The 21,705-nt window shown below is 61.5% G+C and carries 23 protein-coding genes; 11 read left to right on the top strand and 12 right to left on the bottom strand.

All coding sequences use genetic code 11. The annotated features are described in order from the left end of the window. The first annotated feature begins 4 nt into the window (after positions 1-4). The 3 genes from N5D22_RS25650 to N5D22_RS25640 all read left to right on the top strand — a co-directional run bounded on the left by N5D22_RS25650 (position 5) and on the right by N5D22_RS25640 (position 2,478). Positions 5-1,087, top strand: coding sequence for a hybrid-cluster NAD(P)-dependent oxidoreductase (locus tag N5D22_RS25650; RefSeq protein ID WP_020808792.1), 1,083 nt, complete (start codon positions 5-7; stop codon positions 1,085-1,087). 186 nt (positions 1,088-1,273) lie between these two features. Continuing rightward, positions 1,274-1,738 carry a BA14K family protein gene (locus tag N5D22_RS25645; protein WP_279658922.1) on the top strand — a complete coding sequence of 155 codons (465 nt, stop codon included), beginning with the start codon at positions 1,274-1,276 and terminating at the stop codon, positions 1,736-1,738. Positions 1,739-1,962: 224 nt separating this feature from the next. Beyond that, complete coding sequence (locus N5D22_RS25640) at positions 1,963-2,478, top strand: BA14K family protein (protein WP_279658923.1); 516 nt, start codon at positions 1,963-1,965, stop codon at positions 2,476-2,478. 218 nt (positions 2,479-2,696) lie between these two features. Here N5D22_RS25640 and N5D22_RS25635 read toward each other — a convergent pair whose 3' ends face one another. Continuing rightward, positions 2,697-3,692 (bottom strand): transporter, encoded by a 996-nt coding sequence (locus tag N5D22_RS25635; protein ID WP_279658924.1) that lies wholly within the window; start codon positions 3,690-3,692, stop codon positions 2,697-2,699. Positions 3,693-3,912: 220 nt separating this feature from the next. On the opposite strand from N5D22_RS25635, the gene N5D22_RS25630 reads away from it, so the two are divergent. The 3 genes from N5D22_RS25630 to N5D22_RS25620 all read left to right on the top strand — a co-directional run bounded on the left by N5D22_RS25630 (position 3,913) and on the right by N5D22_RS25620 (position 7,064). Continuing rightward, positions 3,913-5,697 (top strand): acyl-CoA dehydrogenase, encoded by a 1,785-nt coding sequence (locus N5D22_RS25630; protein WP_279658925.1) that lies wholly within the window; start codon positions 3,913-3,915, stop codon positions 5,695-5,697. 10 nt (positions 5,698-5,707) lie between these two features. Further along, positions 5,708-6,466 carry a crotonase/enoyl-CoA hydratase family protein gene (locus N5D22_RS25625; RefSeq protein ID WP_279658926.1) on the top strand — a complete coding sequence of 253 codons (759 nt, stop codon included), beginning with the start codon at positions 5,708-5,710 and terminating at the stop codon, positions 6,464-6,466. Between the two features lie 274 nt (positions 6,467-6,740). After that, positions 6,741-7,064 carry a hypothetical protein gene (locus N5D22_RS25620; protein WP_279658927.1) on the top strand — a complete coding sequence of 108 codons (324 nt, stop codon included), beginning with the start codon at positions 6,741-6,743 and terminating at the stop codon, positions 7,062-7,064. Here the strand turns inward: N5D22_RS25620 and N5D22_RS25615 are convergent, their stop codons facing one another. Both N5D22_RS25615 and N5D22_RS25610 read right to left on the bottom strand, forming a co-directional pair. Beyond that, positions 7,065-8,315, bottom strand: coding sequence for a class I SAM-dependent RNA methyltransferase (locus N5D22_RS25615; RefSeq protein WP_279658928.1), 1,251 nt, complete (start codon positions 8,313-8,315; stop codon positions 7,065-7,067). Further along, positions 8,312-9,064, bottom strand: coding sequence for a TlyA family RNA methyltransferase (locus N5D22_RS25610; protein ID WP_279658929.1), 753 nt, complete (start codon positions 9,062-9,064; stop codon positions 8,312-8,314). The genes N5D22_RS25615 and N5D22_RS25610 overlap by 4 nt, the downstream gene beginning before the upstream one ends. Before the next feature lie 271 nt (positions 9,065-9,335). Here N5D22_RS25610 and N5D22_RS25605 point away from each other — a divergent pair, with 271 nt between their 5' ends. The 3 genes from N5D22_RS25605 to N5D22_RS25595 all read left to right on the top strand — a co-directional run bounded on the left by N5D22_RS25605 (position 9,336) and on the right by N5D22_RS25595 (position 12,307). After that, a complete protein-coding gene (locus N5D22_RS25605) occupies positions 9,336-11,357 on the top strand; it encodes a methyl-accepting chemotaxis protein (RefSeq protein ID WP_279658930.1) in 2,022 nt (673 codons plus the stop codon). Between the two features lie 153 nt (positions 11,358-11,510). Further along, positions 11,511-11,906 (top strand): ACT domain-containing protein, encoded by a 396-nt coding sequence (locus N5D22_RS25600; RefSeq protein ID WP_279658931.1) that lies wholly within the window; start codon positions 11,511-11,513, stop codon positions 11,904-11,906. Positions 11,907-11,935: 29 nt separating this feature from the next. Beyond that, positions 11,936-12,307, top strand: a complete 372-nt coding sequence (locus N5D22_RS25595; RefSeq protein ID WP_279658932.1) for a nuclear transport factor 2 family protein — start codon at positions 11,936-11,938, stop codon at positions 12,305-12,307. Between the two features lie 44 nt (positions 12,308-12,351). Here N5D22_RS25595 and N5D22_RS25590 read toward each other — a convergent pair whose 3' ends face one another. After that, on the bottom strand, positions 12,352-12,660 hold the full coding sequence (locus N5D22_RS25590; protein ID WP_080833665.1) for a putative quinol monooxygenase: 309 nt from the start codon (positions 12,658-12,660) through the stop codon (positions 12,352-12,354). A gap of 5 nt (positions 12,661-12,665) precedes the next feature. Further along, positions 12,666-13,460 carry a helix-turn-helix transcriptional regulator gene (locus tag N5D22_RS25585; protein WP_279658933.1) on the bottom strand — a complete coding sequence of 265 codons (795 nt, stop codon included), beginning with the start codon at positions 13,458-13,460 and terminating at the stop codon, positions 12,666-12,668. Between the two features lie 106 nt (positions 13,461-13,566). On the opposite strand from N5D22_RS25585, the gene N5D22_RS25580 reads away from it, so the two are divergent. Then, positions 13,567-13,929, top strand: coding sequence for a nuclear transport factor 2 family protein (locus N5D22_RS25580; protein WP_080852571.1), 363 nt, complete (start codon positions 13,567-13,569; stop codon positions 13,927-13,929). Positions 13,930-13,971: 42 nt separating this feature from the next. Here the strand turns inward: N5D22_RS25580 and dxs are convergent, their stop codons facing one another. From dxs to N5D22_RS25545, 7 genes are all read right to left on the bottom strand, one after another. Beyond that, positions 13,972-15,891: a 1-deoxy-D-xylulose-5-phosphate synthase gene (gene dxs, locus N5D22_RS25575; RefSeq protein WP_279658934.1), complete on the bottom strand. Its 1,920-nt coding sequence runs from the start codon at positions 15,889-15,891 to the stop codon at positions 13,972-13,974. 99 nt (positions 15,892-15,990) lie between these two features. Beyond that, the gene (locus N5D22_RS25570; protein WP_279658935.1) at positions 15,991-16,914 is read right to left on the bottom strand and encodes a pirin family protein; all 924 of its coding nucleotides are present in this window, start codon (positions 16,912-16,914) and stop codon (positions 15,991-15,993) included. 299 nt (positions 16,915-17,213) lie between these two features. Beyond that, positions 17,214-17,468 carry an exodeoxyribonuclease VII small subunit gene (locus tag N5D22_RS25565; protein ID WP_003503059.1) on the bottom strand — a complete coding sequence of 85 codons (255 nt, stop codon included), beginning with the start codon at positions 17,466-17,468 and terminating at the stop codon, positions 17,214-17,216. A 2-nt stretch (positions 17,469-17,470) separates the two neighbouring features. Continuing rightward, entirely contained in the window at positions 17,471-18,406 is a 936-nt protein-coding gene (locus N5D22_RS25560; protein WP_080852568.1) for a histone deacetylase family protein, read from the bottom strand. Positions 18,407-18,431: 25 nt separating this feature from the next. After that, positions 18,432-18,995 carry a biotin transporter BioY gene (locus N5D22_RS25555; protein WP_020010590.1) on the bottom strand — a complete coding sequence of 188 codons (564 nt, stop codon included), beginning with the start codon at positions 18,993-18,995 and terminating at the stop codon, positions 18,432-18,434. 31 nt (positions 18,996-19,026) lie between these two features. Further along, on the bottom strand, positions 19,027-19,632 hold the full coding sequence (locus tag N5D22_RS25550) for an energy-coupling factor transporter transmembrane protein EcfT (RefSeq protein ID WP_279658936.1): 606 nt from the start codon (positions 19,630-19,632) through the stop codon (positions 19,027-19,029). After that, the gene (locus tag N5D22_RS25545; RefSeq protein WP_279658937.1) at positions 19,629-20,309 is read right to left on the bottom strand and encodes an ABC transporter ATP-binding protein; all 681 of its coding nucleotides are present in this window, start codon (positions 20,307-20,309) and stop codon (positions 19,629-19,631) included. Before N5D22_RS25545 ends, N5D22_RS25550 begins: the two co-directional genes overlap by 4 nt. Before the next feature lie 114 nt (positions 20,310-20,423). Here N5D22_RS25545 and N5D22_RS25540 point away from each other — a divergent pair, with 114 nt between their 5' ends. Beyond that, a complete protein-coding gene (locus N5D22_RS25540) occupies positions 20,424-21,620 on the top strand; it encodes a winged helix-turn-helix domain-containing protein (protein WP_279658938.1) in 1,197 nt (398 codons plus the stop codon). The last annotated feature ends 85 nt before the right edge of the window (positions 21,621-21,705 follow it).

The raw sequence follows: 21,705 nt of genomic DNA, 5'->3' as shown, positions 1-21,705 counted from the left end.
GAAGATGAATATGGTTGTGACCTATAAGCATATTGACGAGATGAAGCCATGGAGCGACAAGCTCCAGCTTCTGGAGTGCATCTCGGTGACGCCCGAGACGCCCGATGTGATGACGTTCCTGTTCCGCTCGGAGGATCAGAACTGGTTCCGTTATCTGCCGGGGCAGTTCGTCACCTTGGAATTGCCGGTGGGCAAGGAGCCGCTTTACCGCACCTACACATTGTCCTCCAGCCCGTCGCGGCCCTATGCGCTGTCGGTCACGGTCAAGGCGCAGGCCAACAGCATCGGCACGCGCTGGATGTTCGACAATCTGAAGCCCGGCATGAAAATCCGGGCGCTCGGGCCGCTCGGCGACTTTTCCTACGTCAAGCATCCCGGCGACAAATATCTGTTCATCTCGGCAGGCTCCGGTGTTACGCCGATGATGTCGATGGTGCGCGACATGAGCGACCGTGCGCCGCAGAGCGATATTGCCTTCATCAATTGTTCGCGTACCCCCGGCGATATCGTCTTCCGTCACGAGCTGGAATATCTCGCGCGCTTCATGCCGAACCTGTCTCTCGGCTTCATTGTCGAGAAATGTGGCCGAACCGATCTGTGGTCCGGCCTGAAGGGCATGGTCGACAAGGCCAAGATCGCGCTGCTCGCGCATGATTTCATGGAGCGCACCGTCTTCTGCTGCGGGCCGGAGCCGTTCATGGCCGCCGTCCGCTCGATGCTCGATGCCTCCGGCTTCGACATGAGCCGCTATCATCAGGAAAGCTTCGCGCCGGCCGCGCCGGTCACTGTTGGTGAAGCCGTGCTTACCGGTGCGGATGGCGAGGCGCTGTCGATGGTGGGCTTCACCCTTTCCGGCAAAGAAATGCCCTGCCAGCCCGGCCAGACGGTTCTGATGACGGCGCGCGCCGCCGGGGTCCGTATCGGGGCGGCCTGCGAATCGGGGATTTGCGGCACCTGCCGGGTACTGAAGCTTTCCGGTGAGGTGGAGATGAACCACAATGGCGGCATTCTCGATGAGGAAATCGAGGAAGGCTATATTCTCGCCTGCTGCTCACGCCCGTTGACCGATGTAAAGGTGGAAGCCTGACACGAGCAGGCGTTTCATTTCATACGTCTTTCGCCGGATGGTTGTCTTGGAACCAAATTTCTCTAAACTCGTTTGCACGTCATCGAATTCTTTTCGGGCATGAAACGGGGCTGTCCCATATCTCCGACAAGAGCGAGTGGGTGAAAAGGCGCGGGTCCAACGCGCTGAAGCAAACGGAGGAAGATCATGATGAATTTCCGGACAACGAGCGTCGCCACGGCGATGATCGTGTTCCTCACCAGCTTTACGCCGTCGCAGGCGTTCCAGGTCCCTGTGCCGATGCCCAAACCGGCGGTTTCGACCGACAATGTCGTGCCGGTGCAGTACCGTGAATGGGACCGCCGATACGACCGCAGGCACGGCGACCGCATGTATCGCCCACGCCCGCCGCGTGACGGCTGGTACAATGGTCACCGCGGCTATCGCGATCGTCGTCCGGGTTACCGTTATCACAATGGTTACTGGTTCCCGCTGGCAGCCTTTGCCGCAGGCGCGATCATCGGCGGCGCCATGCAGCAGCCGCGTCCGACCTATGGCGGCAGCCACGTTTCCTGGTGTCAGAACCGCTGGCGCTCGTATCGCGCTTACGACAATACCTATCAGCCGAGCAACGGTCCGCGCCGCATCTGCGTGTCGCCCTACAGCCGTTAATTGCATAAATGCAGAAGCCCGGTCCCATCCGGGCTTTTGCCTTCCTCGGGAAATGCATGGTTTTTGATAAACGAAGCGTGATCGTTCCGTTAATCGTGGGTTCAGCCACACGCCCCTAGGCTGCAAAGGTAAGCAAGACTGCCCCGCATGGAGGCGGTATGGAAAGAAAAAACGAAGAATTCACGTAGAACGGCCTGTCGACCGTCGTGAATGGAGGAAGTCAGATGAAAAGCTATGTGAAGAACATCCTGGCTGTCGGTCTTTCTGCGATCGTGGTTGCAGGAGCGATTGTTCCGGCGGAAGCGGCAATGCCCTTGCCTGCAGCGCCGAAGAGCATTGAGGCCGCAGGCAATGATGCCGGCAAGAATATCGTCAACGTGCAATATTGGCGTGACCGGGACGGCTGGGGCGACCGCCGTGGCTGGTATCGCGGCCATCGCGGTTATCGTGATTACCGCCCGGGCTATCGTCACCATGACGGTTACTGGTTCCCGCTCGCAGCCTTTGCGACGGGTGCGATCATCGGCGGCGCCCTGTCGCAGCCGCGTGAAATCTACCGTCCGGTTCCCGAATATCGTCCGCGCCCGGTCTATCGCGAATACCGTCCGGTCCGCCGTGGCGGTATGAGCCAGGCGCATGTGAACTGGTGCTATGGCCGCTATCGTTCCTACGATGCCTACAGCAACACGTACCAGCCGTATCACGGCCCGCGCCAGCCCTGCTATTCGCCTTACAGCTGATAGATTGGACGAGCCGAAATCGATGGAGCCGCCCGGAGGAATACCGGGCGGCTCTAGCTTTTTATAGGCCTCGTAACATCAGCCTTCGTCATCCTCGGGCTTGACCCGAGGATCCATTGTCGCCAGTGGTTGTGGATCCTCGGGTCAAGCCCGAGGATGACGCTGAGTGGGACTGTCGACACCACCCCGCTAAGAAGTCGGTTGACCTCTGTTGATAGTCACAAAATCCGCGCCCGCTTCAGAACGAACCAGGCCAGCGCCACCGAAATCACGATGAAGATGCTGGCCGACAGCGTGCCGCCGGTGCCGACCGTAAACGGCAGCTCGTCCGTATTCATGCCGAAGAAGCCGGTCACCAGCGATGGCGGCAGCAGGAACGCCGTCATCAGCGAGAGGATATAGAGGTGCCGGTTGGTTTCGGAGGAAAGTTTGGAATCGATTTCTTCATGCAGCAGCCTTGCGCGCTCCTGCAGGGCATAGACGTCGTGGTCGACGGCCTCCAGACGGCTCATCAGGCGTGAGGCGACATCCTCGAAACCGTCAGGCATCTCGTCATGATCGGCGGCGGAAGCGCGGCGCATCAGGGTCAGCACGGTGCGCAGATGCCGGTGCAGGCGAACCACGGTGCGGCGCAGCGGGGCAAGACGCCGCCGCTCGTCACGGTTCTCGCTGTCATAGACCATATCCTCGATGGCGTTCAGCTCTTCCGTGGTCTCCATCACCAGATTGATGAGCGAGCGCTGGAACTCCGCCACCAGCCCCTCGAACACATGTGATGGCGTGAGGTAGCGGTTGGAATTCTTGTCGACCGCCGCCTTCAGCCGGTCCACCGAATGCAGCGGCTGCAGGCGGGTCGTGATGATGAAACGGTCGCTCACCGCAAAATGCAGCCAGCCGAAATCGCGCGTTTCCTTGTCGAATTCCCGCTGGAAATCGACCAATGTGCCATAGAGCGATTTTTCATCGACCACGATGGACGGATGCGTCTCATGGGTGGTGAGGCTTGCCCGCGCCGCCGGATCGAGACCGTCGATGGTCTCGAGAAAACCCGCCACACGCTGATCGGCGAGGTTGAGATGCAGCCAGAAGAACCCTTCGCACTCTGCCATTTCGTGAAAGCCGGCATCGGGCGCGAGCCGCCGGCACGGGGCTGTACCGGGATGAAATTGATAGGCCCAGACAAGGCCGGGAATAACGGGTGTTACGAGATCCATCGTGGCAGTCCTGACCGGCTGGATGGGAGGAGGGAGGCGTCCGTCGTTCCGGTGTGGGAGCGGCGGCGGCGAGGCGCCTTTCAGCGCATGCTGAGCAAATTCATATGACAGTTTTATAACAATCCCGCCGAAATGACGGGAATTTTCAAATTGACGTTTACGTAAAAATCATTTAGCCCGAAGGCAGTAGCAAGATGCCAAAGCTTCGGGAGGAGGCAGCATGTATAGCGCGCCGGTGGACGATATCGCCTTTACACTCAAACATGTAGCGGGTCTTGAAGACGCGCTGTCGACGGGTGCGCTGGGAGACCTTGGGGAAGATCTGGTCGATGCCATTCTGCACGAAGCCGGCCGTTTCGCCACCGCAGAGGTCGCGCCGCTCGCCGAGATCGGCGACCGCCAGGGCGCGAAGCTCGCCGACGGCAAGGTGACGACACCGGATGGCTGGGCCGATCTTTACCGCCGCTGGGCGGAAGCGGGCTGGAACAGCCTGACGGCGCCGGAAGAATTCGGCGGCCAGAACCTGCCGCATATGCTGAATGTCGCCGCTCTCGAAATGTGGAATTCCGGCTCCATGGCCTTTGCGCTGGCCCCGACGCTGACCATGGGCGCGGTGGAAGCCCTTGTCGCCCACGGCAGCGATGACCTCAAGCGCACCTATCTGCCGAAACTCGTCTCCGGCGAATGGACCGGCACCATGAACCTCACCGAGCCGCATGCGGGATCGGATCTCGGCGTCCTGAAGACCCGGGCGGAGCGCAATGGCGACGGCACCTACCGCATCTTCGGCCAGAAGATTTTCATCACCTGGGGCGAACACGACGCGGCTGATAATATCATCCACCTGGTTCTCGCCCGCCTGCCGGATGCGCCGGCCGGCACGCGCGGCATCTCGCTGTTCCTCGTGCCGAAATTCCTGCCCGATGATAACGGCGCACCGGGCAGCCGCAACGATCTTTTCTGCCATTCGCTGGAGCACAAGCTCGGCATCCATGGTTCGCCCACCTGCACGATGATCTTCGGCGACGGCAAATTCGGGGACGAAAAGGGTGCTCTCGGCTGGCTGGTCGGTGAGGAGAACAAGGGTCTCGCCTGCATGTTCACCATGATGAACAACGCCCGCCTTGCCGTCGGCATGCAGGGTGTGGCGATCTGCGAAGCGGCGACCCAGAAGGCCATCGAATACGCCAGGGAGCGCACGCAGGGCAAGGCGCCCGGCTGGCAGGGCTCCGGCATGAGCCCGATCATCGAACATCCCGACATCGCCAGAACGCTTCTGACGATGAAGGCGCTGACACAAGGATCGCGGGCGATTTCCTTCAGCTGCGCCCATGCCATCGATATGGCGCATGCGACTGAAGACGCCCGGCAGCGTTCTCACTGGCAGGAGCGCGCTGCCCTTCTGACCCCGATCGCCAAATCCTTCTCCACCGATGCCGGTGTGGATGTGGCCTCCATGGGCATTCAGGTGCATGGCGGCATGGGCTTCATCGAGGAAACCGGCGCGGCGCGTTATCTACGTGACGCCCGCATCGCGCCGATCTACGAAGGCACCAACGGCATTCAGGCCATCGATCTGGTGCTGCGCAAGCTGCCGCTTTCCGAGGGCGCGCAGGTGCGCGGTTTCATCGCCGAACTGCGCGAGATCGCCGCCCGCATAGCCGCCTCGAACCGCGATGATCTCGGCGAGACCGCCCGTTATCTCGAAGCAAGCCTCAACGATCTGGAAACGGCGACCGACTGGCTGCTGGACCGCATCAAGGCAGGCGAAACCGAAACCGCGCTCGCCGGCGCGACGCCGTATCAGCGCCTCTTCGGTCTGGCGCTGACCGGCGCCTATCTCGCCAAGGGTGCATTGGCCACCGTCGATGACGGCAGGGGCGGGCACCGCGCCGCACTTTGCCGTTTTGCGGCGGAAAACCTGCTGGCGGAAACGGCGGCGCTGAAGGATCGCGTCACATCAGGTGCGGCAAGCCTTGCCGCCGCCCGCACCGTATTGGCTTGAGGAGGCTCAGATGTCGGACGAACACATTCTCGTCGAGCGCGTCGGCCATGCGCCTGATGTCATGACCATCCGCTTCAACCGGCCGGACAAGAAAAACGCCATCACCGATGCCATGTATCTGCGCATGGCAGACGCCCTGCATGCCGCCAATGCGGACCCGGAAATTCGCGTCGTCGCCTTTCTTGGCACGGAAGGCTGCTTCTCCGCCGGTAACGACATGGCCGATTTTCTCGCTTTCGCCATGTCCGGCGGCAAGGGCAAGCTCGCCGCACTCGAGCTTCTGAAAGCGCTCGTTGCTTTCGACAAACCGCTGGTATCCGGCGTCGACGGGCTCGCCATCGGCATCGGCACGACACTGAACCTGCATTGCGACCTGACTGTCGCCTCCAGCCGCAGCCTGTTCAAGACCCCATTCGTGGATCTCGCTCTGGTGCCGGAAGCGGCCTCCAGCCTGCTCGTGCCGAAGCTCATGGGGCACCAGCGCGCCTTTGCGCTGCTTGCCATGGGCGAGGGTTTTTCCGCCGAGCAGGCGCTGCAGGCAGGAATGATCTGGAAAGTCGTCGCCCCCGAACATGTGGAGAGCGAAACGCTGGCACTCGCAACCCGGCTTGCAGCCAAACCGCAGCAGGCGCTGAAGATCGCCCGCGATCTGGTTCGCGGCAACCCGGACGATCTTCTCGCCCGCATCGAAGAGGAAGGCCGTCATTTCATCGCACAGCTGCAAAGCGCCGAAGCGCGGGCCGCCTTCGAGGCATTCATGCGTCGCTGAGTGCCGCGGGAATCGGGAAGCCCGCTGCTTGTTTCTTCTCCCCGCCGGGGAGAAGTCCGCGGCAGCGGGATGAGGGGGCGAGGGTAAAGATATTCGGCAACGTAGCCCCCTCATCCGCCCCTTCGGGCCACCTTCTCCCCGGCGGGGAGAAGAAGCCGGCGGCATAGTCGGAAGTTTGAAGCCACTGTGCTTGCGAAGGCGGATTATGTATGGTCGACCAAATCGGTCCGACCAAGACCGGATCATACAAGCTCTACGCCCGAAGGCCACCCGCATGCGTCACGTCGTTTTCGTCCTGTCCGTCTTCCTCTGCGTCGCCACTGTCACCGAAGCGGCGGCGATAACGCGCCCTCCGGTCGCTTCCGCCGGCAATGTCATTCTGGCGCAATCCATCATTACCGAAGATGATGGCTCGGACTATTATTCCGGCCGCAATCGCGACCGCCAGCGCCGCGCCCGTTTCATCTGCGTCATCACCCCGCCGGACAGCGCCAATCGCCGCCGGCCCTATGTCTGTCCGCTGGAACGCGGCCGTGTGGGCGGCGCCTGCCGTTGCTCGGGCGTGGTCGGTAACGGCACCGTCGATACGGCCTGGTGATTATTTTTCCAGCGTCGCCACCGCTTCCACATGCGGCGACCATAGAAACTGGTCGACCGGTGTGACGCGGGTGATGCGATAGCCGCCTTCCGTGAGGATGGTAAGATCGCGCGCAAGCGTCAGCGGATTGCAGCTCACCGCAACGATCTTCTTCACCGTGCTGCGGGCCAGTTCCTTGCACTGGAATTCCGCACCCGCGCGCGGCGGGTCGAAGACGACAGCATCGTAATTCTTCAGTTCGCTTGTCATCAGCGGCCGGCGGAAGAGATCGCGTTTCTCGACGCTGACAGGCTTCAGGCCCTGTGTGTTGCGGGCGGCGAAGTCCAGCGCCTTCAGCGGCTTGTCTTCGGCTTCCACCGCATGCACCTTGCCGATGCGTGCGAGCCTCAGCGCGAAGGTGCCGGAACCGCAAAAGAGATCGGCAATGCGCTTGGATTTGCCGATATGGGCAAGCACCAGCTCGGCCATGGCGTCTTCCGCCTGTTTCGTCGCCTGCGTGAAACTGCCGGCCGGCGGTGAAACCGCAACGCCGCCGAATTCGATGATCGGCTTCTGCGGTTCGATCAGGATTTCACCCGATAGCGAAACACGGGCGATGCCGCGCATGGCAAGCACCGTTTCCGTGAGCGTGCGCCGCTGCTTGTCGCTGACCGACTTGATGCCCTCGACCGAAATATCGAGGCCCGAGAGCGTCTCGAGAACGGTGATGCGGAACGGTTCGGCATTCGCCACCATGGAAAGGCCGATGGCGCGGATGGCGTCCAGCCGCGAGACGATGCCGGGCGAGGTGACGGGACATTCCTCGATGGCGACGATGTGGTGGCTGTTCGCCTGGCTGAAACCGAGCAGCAGGCCCTTTTCCGTCCTGCGGGCGGCGAACACCGCGCGGCGGCGCTCGCCGGGGCGACAGATGACGAGATCGTCCACATCAGGCGTCAGGCCCTTCGATTTCAGCGCCGAAACCACCAGCTCCCGCTTGTAGGCATGGTAGGGCTGATCGGCCAAATGCTGCAGCGAACAGCCGCCGCAGGTGCCGTTCTTGCCATCGGGGCCGAAATGGCGGCAGGCCGGTTCACGGCGCTCCGCCGAGGCTTCCGTTATCGACATGACGGTGCCGTGATCTTTCACCTTCGCAATCGCGACCGTTTCGCCGGGCAGCGCAAAGGGCACATAGACCGGGCCGTCGGGACAGTGGGCGATGCCGTCGCCCTGCGCGCCGAGGCTCTTGATGGTGACGGTCTGTGTGCTCATGGCTTTTCGCCTCCGAGAAGAAATTCGATGTTGCCGTCGCCGCCGGAAATCGGCGAGGGAATGAGGCCTAGGCTTTTCCAGCCCATGTCCTCGGTCAGCCAGCGTTCCAGCTCGGCGGCCACGGCAGGCGCTGTTTCCGGCTCTTTCAGCAGCCCGGCCTTGCTGATGGCGTCGCGCCCCGCCTCGAATTGCGGTTTCACCAGCAGAACCGCGAGAGCGCCCACTTCCGCAAGCTCGAGTGCCGGCGCAAGCGCGAGCTTCAGCGAAATGAAGGACACGTCGGAAACGATGAAGCCGATGGGCCGGTCATCGATATCTTCCCCGCTCAGGAAACGCGCATTCAGCCCTTCCAGATTGGTCACGCGCGGATCGTTCTCAATCCTGGCATGCATCTGCCCGTGGCCGACATCGATGGCGGTGACGTGTTTGGCGCCACGCTCCAGCAGCACCTCGGTAAAACCGCCGGTGGAAGCGCCGACATCGAGGCATTCATGGCCCGATGGATCGAGGCGGAAATGATCGAGCGCCGCCACGAGCTTCAGCGCTGCGCGGGAAACATAGGCCTGCGCCGGATCGCTGATGGCGATCTCGGCGTCGCCGGCAACGGTCTGGCTCGGTTTGGTGACGGTCTTGCCGTTGACGCTCACGGTGCCGCGCGCAATCGCGTCGCGCGCACGCGAGCGGCTGGCAAAGTGGCCGAGCGATACTAGAAGCTGGTCAAGCCGTTCATTTTCAGATGTTTTGGACATGGTCCCGTGTCAATGACCGTCAAACCCCGCCGATGCAAGCGATTTATCGCTGACATGACCTGGAATACCGCTGTCGCCGGGCAGGGTTGTATTGCACCGCAAAGTCAGAATGTTCGATTAATCCAATATAAAGGCTTGTATTGCACTTTGTGCGCAAGGCCCGTGCGGCCACCGGAACCTGCCATGACGGCATCTCCTCCAATCCACAAAATTGCGACCGTTGCAACGCAGACGCTTGCTCCGAGGCATCGGGTCGCCGAGAGAGTTTGCGATGTCGCTGAAAAACTTCCCCATCAACATAAAGCTCATAGTCACCTTCTGTGCGTTGATGAGCGTCTGTCTGCTCGCTTCCGCGGTCGTGTTCTGGCAGACGCTGGGAAGCGAGCGCGTCACGATCGACAACAACCGCACCAAGGATATCATCCAGGCGGTAGACGGTGCGACGGCCGCCATGCTGGAACAGGCCGTCAACCAGCGCGGCTTCCTGCTGTTTCGCAGCGACAGCACCTACAACGATGTCTTCGCCCAGCGCGAGCTGATGCTGAAGAAGCTGAATGACGCCCGTGGGCTGGCCGCCGACCGGCCGGACATCCTGAAATCCATCGACGACATGGAAAAATCCGCCACCGTGTTCTTCAAGGAACTGGCGGAGCCGCAGATTGCCGCGCGCAAGACGACGGAAGCGCCGATTTCCGAAATCATCGAGATCGGCCGCAATCAGGCCAAGGGCCAGCTTGATGGCTTCCGCGCCTCCGCCGCCAAGATCAAGGAACAGCTGAACGGCCTGTCCACCGCTTATGCGGCAGAACAGCAGGCCGCAGCGCTGAACCTTAAATATGCGCTTCTGGGCGGCGGCGCGGTTGCCGGTCTTCTCGCCGTTGTCCTCATCTGGGCGCTGTCGCGCTCCATCGTTACGCCCATCGTCGGCATGACCGCGGCGATGAGCCGGCTCGCCGATGGCGATCTGACGACGGAAGTGCCCGCCACGGATCGTGGAGATGAAGTCGGCAAGATGGCGAAGGCCGTTCTGGTCTTCAAGGAAGCCGGTCTCGAAAAATCCCGCCTCGCCGGCGAGACCGAGCGCATGCGTTCCGCCACCGAGACCGAACGTCGCCGCAACGAGGAAGAAAAGGCGCGGGACGACGCCGCCAGCGCCTTCGCCAGCGCCGAGCTTGGCAAGGGCCTTGCCGCTCTTGCGGATGGTGATCTTTCCTATCGCATCGAAACGCCTTTTGCGCCCGCCATCGATCCGGTCCGTCTCAACTTCAACGGCGCTGTCGACAAGCTGCAGCAGGCGCTGCAGACAGTCGGTGAAAACGCCGCCGCCATCAATGCCGGTGCTTCGGAAATGCTCTCCGCCGCCGACGACCTGTCGCGCCGCACCGAACAGCAGGCGGCCTCCATCGAGGAAACCGCCGCAGCGCTGGAAGAGGTCACCACCACGGTGCGCGACAGCGCCCGCGGCGCGGAAGACGCCGGTAATCTGGTCCAGCGCGCCCGCGCCGGTGCGGAAAAGTCCGGTGTTGTCGTCCGCAAGGCGGTCGCCGCCATGCGCGAAATCGAGAAGTCCTCGGGCGAAATCGGTAACATCATCGGTGTCATCGACGATATTGCCTTCCAGACCAATCTGCTTGCACTGAATGCAGGCGTCGAAGCCGCCCGCGCCGGTGATGCCGGCAAGGGTTTTGCCGTCGTCGCACAGGAAGTCCGCGAACTCGCCCAGCGTTCCGCCAATGCCGCCAAGGAAATCAAGACGCTGATCGGCGCTTCCAGCCAGCAGGTGGAAAACGGCGTCAATCTTGTCGACGAGACCGGCAAGGCGCTGGAACTCATCGTGGCGGAAGTCGAGGAGATCAACGCCCATGTCAGCGCCATCGTCGTCGCTTCCCGCGAACAGGCGACCGGCCTGCAGGAAATCAACACGGCCGTAAACACCATGGACCAGGGCACGCAGCAGAACGCCGCCATGGTGGAGCAGCAGACAGCCGCCAGCCATTCGCTGGCCCGCGAAGCGGAAGCGCTGAACAGCCTGCTCGGCCAGTTCAGGATGGGTGGCGCGCGTGCTGCTGTCGCCGGTGCCGGCGGATATTCCGCGCCGCGCCAGTCTTCCGCCAGACCCGCCTTCCAGCCCGCGCCGGCCGCACCGGCCCGCAAGGCTCCGGTAAAATCGGCCTCTGCAACCGCAAGACCTGTCGCCTCGCCGGCTCGCGCGCTTGGCCAGAGCCTCGCCCGCGCCTTCGGTGGCGCAGCCGAAGCACCGGCTGCCAAGGATCAGGACTGGACGGAGTTCTGAGCAGGCCGGTCATGGTTGTGTAGTGAGAATTGGGGGCCGGTAAGGCCCCCTTTTTGTTGGTAGGTTTTCGCGTCAAATAAGGGCTGGCACTCAACTGCACGTATCGGCAGCTGGTAGGCCAAGCCTTCGTATTTCGAGAAAGGTAATTTCCAGATGGCAGCGCGCGTCAGGTTACGGGTTTTGGAGGGCGAGTATGGGGTGGCCCGGCTTCCAGCATCTGAAGCCATCCCCGCATGGGCCGATGGTGGCGGGTTCGTCAGCATCAGCCGGACCGATGACGAACTTTCCATCGTCTGCCGGAAAGACCGCATCCCGCGGGATGTCCAGTTTGATGCGGGCTGGTCGTGTTTTAAGTTTCAGGGGCCATTTGCCTTTGATGAAACGGGCATCGTCCTGTCCGTCATCGCGCCCCTATCCACCAATGATATAGGAATATTTGTGGTTTCGACTTTCGATGGCGACCACCTGCTTTTGAAAACCGGCGATCTGGAAAAAGCCTTCGGTTTGCTTGCAAATGCGGGACATTCGCTCATCAAAGAATCAATTTAACCACGACGGCATTTCTGCAGAGGTGTGTTTTGAATAGTGAAATCGAACTGCCGGTACAAAAACAGCTTGAGGCCTACAATGCCCGTGACATCGATGCCTTCATGCTCTGGTGGGCTGATGATTGTCAGTATTACGCTTTCCCGGCGACGCTTCTGGCAGGAAGCGCGGCAGAGATTCGAAAGCGTCACATCGAGCGTTTCAAGGAGCCGGATTTACATGGAAAACTGCTGACGCGCATTGTCGTTGGCAATGTCGTCATCGACCATGAAACGGTCACCCGAAACTTTCCGGAAGGAAAGGGAGAGGTCGACGTTGCCTGCATCTATGAAGTTGAAAACGGCAGGATCGCCAAGGCCTGGTTCAAAATCGGCGAACTGCGGATATTGTCGCGAAAATCCTAGTGCGCGCAAAGGGTGCGCGCGCGGCTTTCCCATCGTCCATGTCGCTATGCGGCGTGATCCGCCCGCATGGGGTGCCAGACGGAAATATCGCGCGGGGCGTCGAGAAGCTCGGGCAGGGCATCGTGCCATGCCTGCCGATAGGGGCGGTGGATTTGAACGTCGATGACGTCCTGATGGTCGCTCCAGGTCTCATGCAGCAGGAAGCGGTTCTCGTTTTCACCGTCCCGGTGCAGGGTTGCGTTCACGAAGGTCTTTTCGTGCCGCATGGCGTCGAGCAGCGCATTCAGCAATTCTAGAAAGCGGTCGCGCTGGCCGGGGCGGACCTGAAAGCCGATGAGATAGGTGGTGTGCACGGGTCTTACTCCTTGGTGCCTTGCATCAGTGCTTCGCGGGTTGCCGCATCGGCGGGATAAAAACACTCCAGCACCAGTTCAGACAGCGTGACGTCTGTGGCCGTTCCGAAAACCGTGGTGGTTGAAATGAAGCTCAGGACTGCGCCCGATGACGGATCGCGAAGCTGGAGCGGTATGGCCAGAGGGTCGGCCCCGGCGGCATGGGGCGAGGCGTTTGGCGCGGGATAGGCTGCAAGCTCCGCATGCAGCCGGGAAAGCACCTCGTCTCCCGTCTCTTCGACCTGACGACGCAGGCGCTCCAGCAGGTGATGCCGCCATTCGGCAAGATTGACGATGCGCGAACTCAGGCCCTGCGGATGCAGACTCAGCCTCAAGGCGTTGAGCGGCGGGCGAAGCAGCTCTTCGGAAACGCCGGCCAGAAGCGACGTGATCGCGCCATTGGCGAGAACGACGTTCCAGTGCCGGTCAACGGCAAGGGCGGGGAAGGGCATATGTCCGTGCACCACGGTTTCGACGGCCTGCCGGGCCGCCGCCATATCGGGCGCATCCATCGGCCGTTCTGAATGAACAGGCGCATAACCCGCCGCCAGCATCAGCCGGTTGGCGGCGCGGGCGGGCATCGAAAGCTGCTCGGCCAGTTTCACGAGCATCTCGCGGCTGGGGGATGATCGCCCGCTTTCCACAAAGCTCAGATGGCGCGCGGATATATCCGCCTCCATCGCCAGATCGAGCTGGCTTAACCTGCGGCGCGCACGCCATTCCTTCAGCACCTGGCCGACATGTTCTCGATGATGTGTCATGCCCGCAACCTAGCAGAAGAGAGCGCCAATGCGATTACCTCTAAGGTAATTGTTCCGCTTCCCGCCCCCCGGCATGTTTGGGCCGTCAACCAGAAGGAGCGCAATCATGACGCAGCATCTCGCAATCGCCGAAACCTATCTCGCAGCCTGGAACGAGGAGGACAATGAACGCCGCAGGCATCTCGTCGGTCAGGCATGGTCAGAAAACACGCGCTATGTCGATCCGCTGATGCAGGGCGAGGGGCAGCAGGGGATTGCCGCAATGATCGAGGCGGCGCGGCAGAAATTTCCGGGATATCGTTTCGTGCTCACAGGCACGCCTGATGGACACGGCAATTTCACCCGTTTCTCATGGCGTCTGATTTCGCCCGAGGGGGACGATGTCGCTGGCGGAACCGATGTCGTCAGCCTGAATGCCGAGGGACGGATCGAAAATGTCGTCGGTTTTCTCGATGGCGCGGCATCCTGAGAAAGAGGCGGGATCGTCCCGCCTCCTGTCCCGGCAATCGTGTCAGCCGGCGAAACCGACGCCGGCCTGACGCTGGCCGAGCGCATTGAACACGGTGGAAACGATGCCGGCCCGGTCGAGGCCGGCATTGGCATACATGGTCTCTGGCTTGGCCTGCTCCACCCACTGGTCGGGCAGGGTCAGCGTCCGGACCTTGGGGCCGTGGTCGAGCAGGCCGGCGCTCGCCATGAAATGCAACACATGCGCGCCGAAACCGCCGACGGAGCCTTCTTCGATGGTCACCAGCACCTCGTGATGGGCCACAAGCTGGCGGATGAGATCGAGATCGAGCGGCTTGGCGAAGCGCGCATCGGCAACCGTCGTGGAAAGGCCGGCCGCATCGAGGTCTTCGGCGGCGGCAAGGCATTCCGCCAGCCGGGTGCCGAAGGAGAGCAGCGCAACCTTGGTGCCCTCCTTGATGATGCGGCCCTTGCCGATCTCAAGAATCTCACCACGCGCGGGCATCTCGACGCCCACGCCTTCACCGCGCGGGTAACGGAAGGAAATCGGGCCTTCATCATAGGCCGCAGCCGTGCGCACCATATGTTTCAGCTCAGCCTCATCGGCCGCCGCCATCACCACCATGCCGGGCAGGGTGGCGAGGAACGTCGTGTCGAAGGAGCCGGCATGGGTCGGCCCATCCGCGCCGACAAAACCGGCGCGGTCGATGGGGAAACGCACCGGCAGGCTCTGGATCGCCACATCATGCACCAGCTGGTCGTAACCGCGTTGCAGGAAGGTGGAATAAAGCGCGCAGAACGGCTTGTAACCATCAGCCGCAAGCCCGGCCGCGAAGGTGACGGCATGCTGTTCAGCAATGCCGACATCGAAGGTGCGGGTCGGGAAAAGCTCGGCCATCTTGTCGAGGCCGGTGCCATTCGGCATAGCGGCGGTGACGCCGATGATCTTGTCGTCGAGGGTGGCTTCCTGAATCAGGGCTTCGGCAAAGACGCTGGTATAGCTCGGCGCATTCGGCTTGGCTTTCGCCTGCGCGCCGGTGATGACGTCGAACTTGTTGACGCCGTGATATTTGTCCGCCGCCGCTTCCGCCGGCGCGTAACCCTTGCCCTTCTGCGTCACCACATGGATGAGGACAGGGCCTTTCTGGTTGTCGCGCACATTGCGCAGCACCGGCAGCAGGTGATCGAAGGAATGACCGTCAATCGGGCCGATGTGATAAAAGCCAAGCTCCTCGAACAGCGTGCCGCCGGTCACGTAACCGCGCGCATGGGTCACGGCGCGGGTAATGGCGCGGTCGATGGTCTTGCCGAGATAGGCTGTCAGTTTCTTGCCGAAATCGCGGAACCCCATATAGGTGCGGCCGGAGGCAAGACGCGCCAGATAGGCGCTCATCGCGCCCGTCGGCGGCGCAATCGACATGTCGTTATCGTTGAGAATGACGATCAGCCGCGCATCGAGCGCGCCGGCATTGTTCAGCGCCTCAAACGCCATGCCGGCAGACATCGAGCCGTCGCCGATGACGGCGATCACCTTGCGGTCGCTCTGATCCAGCCCCGCCGCCACCGCCATGCCGAGACCGGCGGAAATGGAGGTGGAGGAATGGCCGGCGCCGAAATCGTCATAGTCGCTTTCCGCACGACGCGTGAAACCGGAAAGCCCGCCTTCCTGCCGCAGCGTGCGAATGCGCTCGCGACGGCCGGTGAGGATTTTATGCGGATAACATTGGTGGCCGACATCGAAGATCAGCCGGTCTTCGGGCGTGTTGAAAACCTTGTGAATGGCAATCGTCAATTCCACCACACCGAGGCCTGCACCCAGATGGCCACCGGTCTTCGACACCGCGTCAATCATCTCGTCGCGCAGTTCCCGTGCCAGTTCCGGCAGGTCGCGATCGTCGATCTCCTTGAGATCGGAGGGGAAATTCACCCGGTCGAGCAGTGGGGTCTGGGGCATTCCGGTCAATCGTTCGGCCTTTTCTCGTGGTCAGCAGGGGGCACCGGAGCGGCTTTCATGGTGAAAGCCGACGGTCCATTCCTGCATGTCGTACACTTCTATAGAATTTCAACCTTCCGGCAAAGGGACAAACTCTTCTTCGTCGCCGGGAACGATGTCGAAGCGTCCGGTTCTCCACTCCTGTTTGGCCTGCTCTATGCGTTCTTTTGATGACGAAACGAAGTTCCACCAGATGTAGCGGCGCTGATTGAGCGCCGCGCCGCCGAAGATCATGATGTGACAGCCATTGCTGCCGGCCTGAAGCGTGATGTCGTCGCCGGGCCGGAAGACGAGCAGCTGGTCGGCGGCGAAGATATCGCCCGCCACATCCAGAGAACCGGACAGAATATAGATCGCCCGCTCCTCGTGATCGGCGGAGAAGGGAAATTTCACCCCCGGCTCCAGCGTCAGGTCGACATAAAGCGTATCAGTAAAGGCCGAAACGGGGGAGGTGAGACCCTCGAATTCGCCGATCACCACCCGGCCGGTCGCGCCCTTGAGGTCGATCAGCGGCATGTCTTCTTTCGCCGTATGGGCAAAGGCGGGGGCGATTTCTTCCATATGGTCTGGCAGGGCAAGCCATGTCTGCAGGCCGGACATGGAAAGCGGATGGCCACGCAGATTTTCCGGCGTGCGTTCCGAATGCACGATGCCGCGCCCGGCCGTCATCAGGTTGATGTCGCCGGGGCGGATGACGAGCTCGGTGCCGAGACTGTCGCGATGCTTGATTTCGCCGTCGAACAGATAGGTGACGGTGGAAAGCCCGATATGCGGATGTGGTTTGACGTCCAGCGCCTCACCGGCCTTCAGGATCGCCGGTCCCATGCGGTCAAAGAAGATGAAGGGGCCGACGAGACGCCGCTGCCGGGTGGGAAGGGCGCGGCGCACGGCAAAGCCGCCAATATCGCTGGTGCGGGGAATGATGAGGTTCTCGATGGCGTCGCAGGCAAAAGCATCACCCGCGACGGGATCGTTACCGGGAAAGAAGGACATCGCAAGCTCCTCGTATCGTCTGGCGGGAGTTTAGCATAACCGAGCGAGAGGGGAGCATCGCGATATCGAACGCAGCGTCAACGATCCTTGTTAACACGACATTGTGAGAACACCTTACGACCGGGGAAAGTTTTCAAACCTCTCCTCCGTCATCCTCGGGCTTGTCCCGATGGTCTAAAAACGTCAAGAAAATCAATGCATTGCAGATCCTCGGGACAAGCCCGAGGATGACGTCGAGTGTTTGAATCGGGAGGTGGCTACCTTATCTTATCACGTCCAAACGCTCCCGCTAAACGCAGTCACTCCCCGTCCAGCGGCTCCACACCCTGCGGCTTGCCCGCACGGTCGAGGCGAATCTTCTCGATTCGCTTTTCGGCGGCGTTCAACAGCGTCTCGCAATGCTTCTTCAGGGCTTCGCCGCGCTCATAAATGGCGATGGATTCGTCCAGCGCCACGTCTCCGCGTTCCAGGCGTGCGACAATGCTTTCCAGCTCGGCGACGGCTTTTTCGAAGGAATAACCGCTGACATCGGCTGTGTTGGCATTTTCCGTCATGTTCAACCCTTCATCATTCTCAAAATATGCATGGCTGCCGATTCCGCCAGCCCTTCCAGATCATAACCGCCTTCCAGCAGGCTGACGACCCGATTCGACGTGTATTTATCGGCCATTTCCAGAAGCCGGCCCGTTGCCCAGTCGAAATCCTCACCCACCAGATTGATCTGCGCCAGCGGATCGCGGTGATGCGCGTCGAAACCGGCGGAGATGAGGATGAGGTCGGGCGAAAAATCGGCAATGGCCGGCAGCACCCGCGATTTGAAGGCTTCCCGGAAATATTCGCTGCCGGTGTTGGGCGAAAGCGGGGCGTTGACGATATTGTTCTTCACGCCGGTTTCGTTTTTGTCGCCGCTCCACGGGTAAAGCGGCATCTGGTGGGTGGAACAGAACAGCACGGACGTGTCGTTCCAGAAGATATCCTGCGTGCCGTTGCCGTGATGCACGTCCCAGTCGATGATGGCGACGCGCTCCGCGCCGTGCGCCTTCTGGGCATGGCGGGCGGCAATCGCCACATTGTTGAAAAGACAGAAGCCCATGGCCTTTGCGGTTTCCGCATGGTGACCGGGCGGGCGGGCGGCGACGAAGACGTTGTCGGCAGCGCCGGTAAACACGTCGTCCACCGCCGCCATGGCAGCACCGATGCCGGTCAGCGCCGCCTGCAGACTTTTCGGCGAAACGTAGGTGTCGGCCTCGACGCGGTTGATCTCGCCATCCTCTTCGGGGATCTGCCGCATGATGGCAAGCAGATGCTCCTCCGGATGCGCCAGCAGCACCGCATCCTCATTCGCCTGCGGGGCTTCCTTCCGTTCCAGCCGCTCGAAATTCGGATGTTCGAGCGCGATGTTCAGCGACCGCAGGCGGTCCGGCCGCTCGGGGTGGCCGGATGGCGTGATATGCTCCAGGAAGATCGGGTGTTCGTATAAACGCGTCGCCATGCTTTTCCTCCCGAAGAAAGTCTGTTCAGGCGCGCTGCGGCAGAAGCGGATAACCGGCCATCACGGCGCGGCCGGCAAGAGCGGCAAGCACGGCCTTCAGCGCATCGCCCGGAATGAAGGCGAGCGAACCCATGAAGGCCTTTTCGAAACCGAGCCCGACGACCAGCGCCAGATAGGTGATGCCGAAAGCATAAAGCACCACCACGCCGCCGATCAGGCTGGCGACGAAGAAACCGATGCCCTGTGTCAGAGCGGACTGGCCGCGATTGACGAGTTTTTCCGAGAGCGTGCCGGTGACGAAAACCGCCGCGATCCAGCCGATCAGGAAGCCCGTGGTCGGCGTGGTGAATATGGAAAGGCCACCGCGTCCGCCCGACAGGACCGGCAGGCCGATGGCGGCAATCAGGATCGTCAGGAGAACCGCGAGCGTACCGCGCTTTGCGCCCAGCACGACACCGGCCAGCATGACGCCGAGCGACTGCGCGGTGATAGGCACGGGAATGAAACCGAGCGTGATCGGCGGCAGAAGCCCGAGTGCGATGATGATGGCGGAAAACAGCGAAATCAGCACAAGGTCGCGGGTCGTCATGGCTCGGAAACTCCGGATGGTTATCTGGCCGTCAGCTTTGGCCTCTGAAACCGCGCGCGTCAATGGCGTCGGCAATGGCATCGGCATCCTTCAACGTCATAATGACGAGCGGCACGATAATGGTCGCCATGCGCACGGGCAGGCCACGCGCCCTGTGGGCATCGCGCACCGCATGATACCGGTTGACGATTTCAGGCACGAAACGCACGACGAGCCCGACCGCAAGCCCGATATCGGCAGCCTTGACCAGCCCCAGCCTTTCGAGAGGGGCGGCGGCAAGCGTGATCTCATCAATGAATTGCGAGATGCTGACGGTGATGGTGACGGCGGTGGCAAACAGCGCCAGCGCCGTCAGCCGTAAAAGATTGACTGTTGCATCATGGGTCGGAAGCAGGAGATAGCTGAAGGCGGCTACGAGGAAGATGGTCAGCATCACCGGCCGCAGCCGCAGGCCGATGTCCTTGAAGGGTAGCCGCGTGGCGCCCAGAATAAGGGCGGCCAGAACCGTCGCGCCTGCGAGAACCAGCAAATCGCGGGTGAGGAACAATGCGATGCTGAAACCCATGAGCGTCAGGAGTTTGAGGCGCGGCGAGACGCGATAGAGCCAGCCGGTGCCTTCGACATGCAGCGATTTCATCGCGATGCCACCTCCAGATAGCGCGCCACCGCTTCTTCGGGTGCGGCGTCGGCCACCAGCGCGCCTTCATGGAAAACCAGCACCCGGTCGAAACCCGCAACCAGCGGCAGATCGTGGGTGATGACAACAAGCGCCTGCGACAGCGCCGCCATGGTTTTTTCCACGATGGCGCGGTTTTTGAGATCGAGCTGGTTGGTCGGCTCATCGAGAATAAGGATTTGCGGTTCGGTGACCAGAAGCGCCGCCAGCGCCGCAAGCTGTAATTCGCCGCCCGAGATTTCGTGCGCGCGTCGCTCTTCCAGGTGAGCGATGCCGAGCCGGGCAAGGACGGCTTTGACTCTGGCGTCGATTTCCGCCTTGCCGAGACCGAGCCGCTTGAGACCGAAGGCAACATCGTCGCGCACGATCGGCAGGATGATCTGGTTCTGCGGATTCTGGAAAATGAAGCCGACCGCCTGCAACACCGCCTTGGCGTCGCTCACCGTGTCGAGGCCGTTCACCGAAACCTTGCCTTCGCTCGGTTTGTTCAGCCCGTTGATCAGCCGGGCAAAGGTGGTCTTGCCGGAACCATTGAGGCCGATCACGCCGATGCGCCGTTCCGTCAATGTCACAGACAGCGGCTGCAGGGCCTGCCGGCCCTCGAAAGCAACACCGGCGGCGTTAAAACGGATTTCCAAGCTTTACATCCTCGCGCTCTTTTTCCGGTTCTATACCCCGTCATCAACAGAAGTGAAACAAGGAACAAAAAAAGAACATTGCAATCCTGAAAAAGCCGTCATACCTTCTGCTGCATGGTGATCAAGGTTTCAAACGAAGCGGCAAGGCGGATTTTTTTGGCGCGGCAGGGGCTTTCCTCTCCGCCCGGCAAGGCGCTTTCCAAGAGCGACCTGCTGCAGCTCATCACCGATATCGGTTTTGTGCAGGTGGACAGCATTGGCACGGTGGAGCGCGCCCACCACCAGATTATTTTCTCCCGCAACCAGACCTACAGGCGTGATCATCTGACCACGTTGCTGGAAAAGGACCGGGCGTTGTTTGAGCACTGGACACATGACGCCTCCATCCTGCCGACGGAATTTTATCCTTATTGGAAGCACCGTTTTCGCCGCCGCGAGCCGATCATTCAGGAGCGCTGGCGCAAATGGCACGGCGAGGGCTTCGATGCCGCCTTCGGTGAAACGCTGGAGCGGATTGCCGCCACCGGGCCGGTTCTGGCGCGGGAGCTGAAGGAGGAGGGGCACCAGTCCGGCGGCTGGTGGAACTGGCATCCCTCCAAGACCGCGCTCGAATATCTCTGGCACACCGGCAAGCTGGCGATTGCCGGCCGCGTGAATTTCCAGAAGGTCTATGATCTCGCCGAACGGGTCATTCCCGGCGAACATCACGAAACCGAGGTGGAGCACGCCGAATTTGTCGACTGGGCCTGCCGCGAAGCGCTGAAACGGCTTGGTTTCGCCACCCATGGCGAAATCGCCGCCTTTTTCGATCTCGTCACCCCGCAGGAGGCGAGGGACTGGGTCAAAAGCCATCGCGATGAACTCTGCGAGGTTTCGCTTCTTGCAAGCGATGGCGACACTGCCCGTCCGTCCTATGCCTTTGCCGATTTCACCGCCGACCTGACCGACGTGCCGGAGCCCTCCACCCGCGTCCGCGTCCTCAGCCCCTTCGACCCGCTGTTGCGTGACCGAAACCGCACGGAGCGGCTGTTTGGCTTCTATTATCGCATCGAGGTCTTCGTGCCCGAGCCGAAACGGCAATATGGCTATTACGTCTTCCCGCTTCTGGAGGGCGACAGGCTGATCGGCCGCATCGACATGAAGGCGGATCGCAAGCGCAGCACGCTGGATGTGCGCCGCCTGTGGCTGGAGCCGGGCGTGCGTGCTTCGGCCGGTCGGCTGGAGAAGCTCGACGCGGAACTGGTGCGGCTTGCGAAATTTACGGGTGTTGAGAGCGTGAATTATCTGGAGGGCTGGCGGGAGGAAAACTGAGGTTTTTCGCTCGGGACACAGTGAGAGTGACATCCCACCACGCGACGCCATCTTCGCCTCTGAGGTAGCACGGCGTCGCCACCCA

This window comes from Agrobacterium sp. GD03872 (assembly GCF_029840625.1).
Classification (GTDB): Bacteria; Pseudomonadota; Alphaproteobacteria; order Rhizobiales; family Rhizobiaceae; genus Agrobacterium; species Agrobacterium fabrum_A.
The sequence above is the reverse complement of the archived record's forward strand: the minus strand, read 5'-3'. Positions and strand labels throughout refer to the sequence as shown.

What these genes read in the sequence shown, in the direction of transcription:
- N5D22_RS25650 (WP_020808792.1), top strand. Translation starts at nt 5, where the DNA reads ATGAATATGGTTGTGACCTATAAGCATATTGACGAGATGAAGCCATGG.
- N5D22_RS25645 (WP_279658922.1), top strand. Translation starts at nt 1,274, where the DNA reads ATGATGAATTTCCGGACAACGAGCGTCGCCACGGCGATGATCGTGTTC.
- N5D22_RS25640 (WP_279658923.1), top strand. Translation starts at nt 1,963, where the DNA reads ATGAAAAGCTATGTGAAGAACATCCTGGCTGTCGGTCTTTCTGCGATC.
- N5D22_RS25635 (WP_279658924.1), bottom strand. Translation starts at nt 3,692, where the DNA reads ATGGATCTCGTAACACCCGTTATTCCCGGCCTTGTCTGGGCCTATCAA.
- N5D22_RS25630 (WP_279658925.1), top strand. Translation starts at nt 3,913, where the DNA reads ATGTATAGCGCGCCGGTGGACGATATCGCCTTTACACTCAAACATGTA.
- N5D22_RS25625 (WP_279658926.1), top strand. Translation starts at nt 5,708, where the DNA reads ATGTCGGACGAACACATTCTCGTCGAGCGCGTCGGCCATGCGCCTGAT.
- N5D22_RS25620 (WP_279658927.1), top strand. Translation starts at nt 6,741, where the DNA reads ATGCGTCACGTCGTTTTCGTCCTGTCCGTCTTCCTCTGCGTCGCCACT.
- N5D22_RS25615 (WP_279658928.1), bottom strand. Translation starts at nt 8,315, where the DNA reads ATGAGCACACAGACCGTCACCATCAAGAGCCTCGGCGCGCAGGGCGAC.
- N5D22_RS25610 (WP_279658929.1), bottom strand. Translation starts at nt 9,064, where the DNA reads ATGTCCAAAACATCTGAAAATGAACGGCTTGACCAGCTTCTAGTATCG.
- N5D22_RS25605 (WP_279658930.1), top strand. Translation starts at nt 9,336, where the DNA reads ATGTCGCTGAAAAACTTCCCCATCAACATAAAGCTCATAGTCACCTTC.
- N5D22_RS25600 (WP_279658931.1), top strand. Translation starts at nt 11,511, where the DNA reads ATGGCAGCGCGCGTCAGGTTACGGGTTTTGGAGGGCGAGTATGGGGTG.
- N5D22_RS25585 (WP_279658933.1), bottom strand. Translation starts at nt 13,460, where the DNA reads ATGACACATCATCGAGAACATGTCGGCCAGGTGCTGAAGGAATGGCGT.
- N5D22_RS25580 (WP_080852571.1), top strand. Translation starts at nt 13,567, where the DNA reads ATGACGCAGCATCTCGCAATCGCCGAAACCTATCTCGCAGCCTGGAAC.
- N5D22_RS25570 (WP_279658935.1), bottom strand. Translation starts at nt 16,914, where the DNA reads ATGTCCTTCTTTCCCGGTAACGATCCCGTCGCGGGTGATGCTTTTGCC.
- N5D22_RS25565 (WP_003503059.1), bottom strand. Translation starts at nt 17,468, where the DNA reads ATGACGGAAAATGCCAACACAGCCGATGTCAGCGGTTATTCCTTCGAA.
- N5D22_RS25560 (WP_080852568.1), bottom strand. Translation starts at nt 18,406, where the DNA reads ATGGCGACGCGTTTATACGAACACCCGATCTTCCTGGAGCATATCACG.
- N5D22_RS25555 (WP_020010590.1), bottom strand. Translation starts at nt 18,995, where the DNA reads ATGACGACCCGCGACCTTGTGCTGATTTCGCTGTTTTCCGCCATCATC.
- N5D22_RS25550 (WP_279658936.1), bottom strand. Translation starts at nt 19,632, where the DNA reads ATGAAATCGCTGCATGTCGAAGGCACCGGCTGGCTCTATCGCGTCTCG.
- N5D22_RS25540 (WP_279658938.1), top strand. Translation starts at nt 20,424, where the DNA reads ATGGTGATCAAGGTTTCAAACGAAGCGGCAAGGCGGATTTTTTTGGCG.